Origin of the sequence: Vibrio sp. CCB-PB317 (genome assembly GCF_022808245.1) — a bacterium.
Classification (GTDB): Bacteria; Pseudomonadota; Gammaproteobacteria; order Enterobacterales; family Vibrionaceae; genus Vibrio; species Vibrio diabolicus.
The window spans coordinates 1-1853 of sequence record NZ_JALGNU010000014.1 but is presented as its reverse complement, the minus strand read 5'-3'; the positions used below and the strand labels follow the sequence as shown (position 1 = coordinate 1853).

3 protein-coding genes are annotated in these 1853 nt (G+C 40.6%); all 3 read right to left on the bottom strand.

Going from position 1 to position 1853, the window contains the following annotated elements; genetic code table 11:
• Positions 1-147: 147 nt before the first annotated feature.
• Entirely contained in the window at positions 148-651 is a 504-nt protein-coding gene (locus MTR11_RS23985) for a hypothetical protein (RefSeq protein ID WP_086582412.1), read from the bottom strand.
• A 134-nt stretch (positions 652-785) separates the two neighbouring features.
• Positions 786-1286 carry a hypothetical protein gene (locus tag MTR11_RS23975; RefSeq protein ID WP_243328522.1) on the bottom strand — a complete coding sequence of 167 codons (501 nt, stop codon included), beginning with the start codon at positions 1284-1286 and terminating at the stop codon, positions 786-788.
• A 143-nt stretch (positions 1287-1429) separates the two neighbouring features.
• The coding region (locus MTR11_RS23965; protein WP_243328521.1) for a hypothetical protein at positions 1430-1853 on the bottom strand (424 nt) is incomplete at its 5' end.

Genomic DNA, 1853 nt, shown 5'->3' with positions numbered 1-1853 from the left:
TATCCCTCGATATTTAAATGCACTAGCGCATAACGCCGCGTTAAGGGGTGAACAACGCCACCACCGAACTTAACCTATTGTGCCGTAAACACTAAAACTGATTCAAACTGAAAGTGCCAACGTTGTGAATCCCTCTTAAACGCCTTGTTATGCAGCTGCTAGTTCCACACGCATTAACTTTATCAGCTCTTCGTAACTGCTATAAAATTTATCATACGCTTCTTTTTCAGGTTGTTTGTACTTTAGCGTCGGATCAGGAGATTGGATTGTGATATAAGCTTGATCACCTATTTTTTGTGGCGCAGGAAATGCTTTGAAATACAGAGGCATCCAATCTTGAAATAGATCAGCGACATAGAAATATTGCTTGGCGACATCTCTTGAAGCGATAAGGTTAATTTCGGCAGTTAATTTACTAAATGCCTCTGACAAGTTATTGCTTTCGTAGTTTTTAGTACACTTGATTGCACTTTCATACAACTCATGAGTTCGTACATACAGTGCCTTTTTCTCGTTAAACTTAGCATCTGCCGTTGCTTGTTCACGCGCTATTTCACTTGTTCGATGTGTTAATTTCCACATTGTAATTGCTGAGATAATGGTGAACACCCCAGCGACTACAGCTGCTATCACTGCGACATACTCTTTCATAATACTCCTTTGCTGCATAACGCCCTGTTAAGGTGTGAGCAACGCAATACCGATGCTTCCGCAAACCACCTTAACCACTAAACACAACGCATAGTAAAAATGCCACGCGTTGCGAATCACTCTTAAACAGTTTGTTAAATTCGTTCTAACGTATACATGCCCAACTTTCTAATTTCATGGAGTAGAGGCTTTACAGACTCTCGACACTCAAAGTAAAGAGAACATGTATCGTCATAACCTTGTACGAAAACAGCCTGATATTCTGGAATTACGAGCTGCAAAGCATCAGCATCCGCAACTGAAAACCTAGATAAACGACGGACAAACAAAGAGCTGTTTCTTGGCTCCTTAAATATCAACCGACTAACAGATCTATATTTGTACTGGTAACACGAAACATCCTCCGCTAGAAGACGATGAAACAAATGCCAACGTAGGTCGATATCGGCTTGTTGGTCTAACGAACGATTAGTAAAATATTGCTCAAACTCTTCTCGTGTTAACCAATGATCGAACACAGTGATTGCAACACATTGCCAATCCTCAATGCTCTCGTTCGTTTTATTGTCTAGAACGGAATAAAGTGACTTGAGGCTACCCTGCACCCCTTTTGATACATTTCGAAATGCTCTCATAAACCCTCAAGAATTTAACGCCCTGCTAAGGGGTGAGCAACGCAATACCTAAGCCGCCGCAAACCACCTTAATCACTAAATTCAACGCATAGTAAAAATGCCACGCGTTGCGAATCCCTCTTGAGCAGTTTGTTAGCTGTGTTTTACAACACGAGCTTTGCTCCCAACATACCAAGAGCTGCGATAGCTACCATCGTAAACCAAAGGTAAATCATAAAAGATAGGTATAATGAAAATAAACCTCTCACAGCTTTATCTATGTTTGCACCTTCATCGTGCTGTAAGAAGTACGCTAGTTCTGCTGTAGGTATTGATCCAGCAAAGCTCTTAAATTTGAACTTTACCATCATCAAGCCCATTGAGACTGGAAGACTAGATACTAATAAAATGATTCCCACCGAAATCCAGACATTCTCAGGGGATTCATTACCTAAAACTACTGCTGCTCCAATCAACACTAAAAGCATTCCCAGAAAGCCCTTAAAAGATGACAACAATGAGTCTCTTGTTTTTATATACAGCCAGAATAGCGGCTTATCGAATTTTCTCATTTTTTCCTCAAACAGC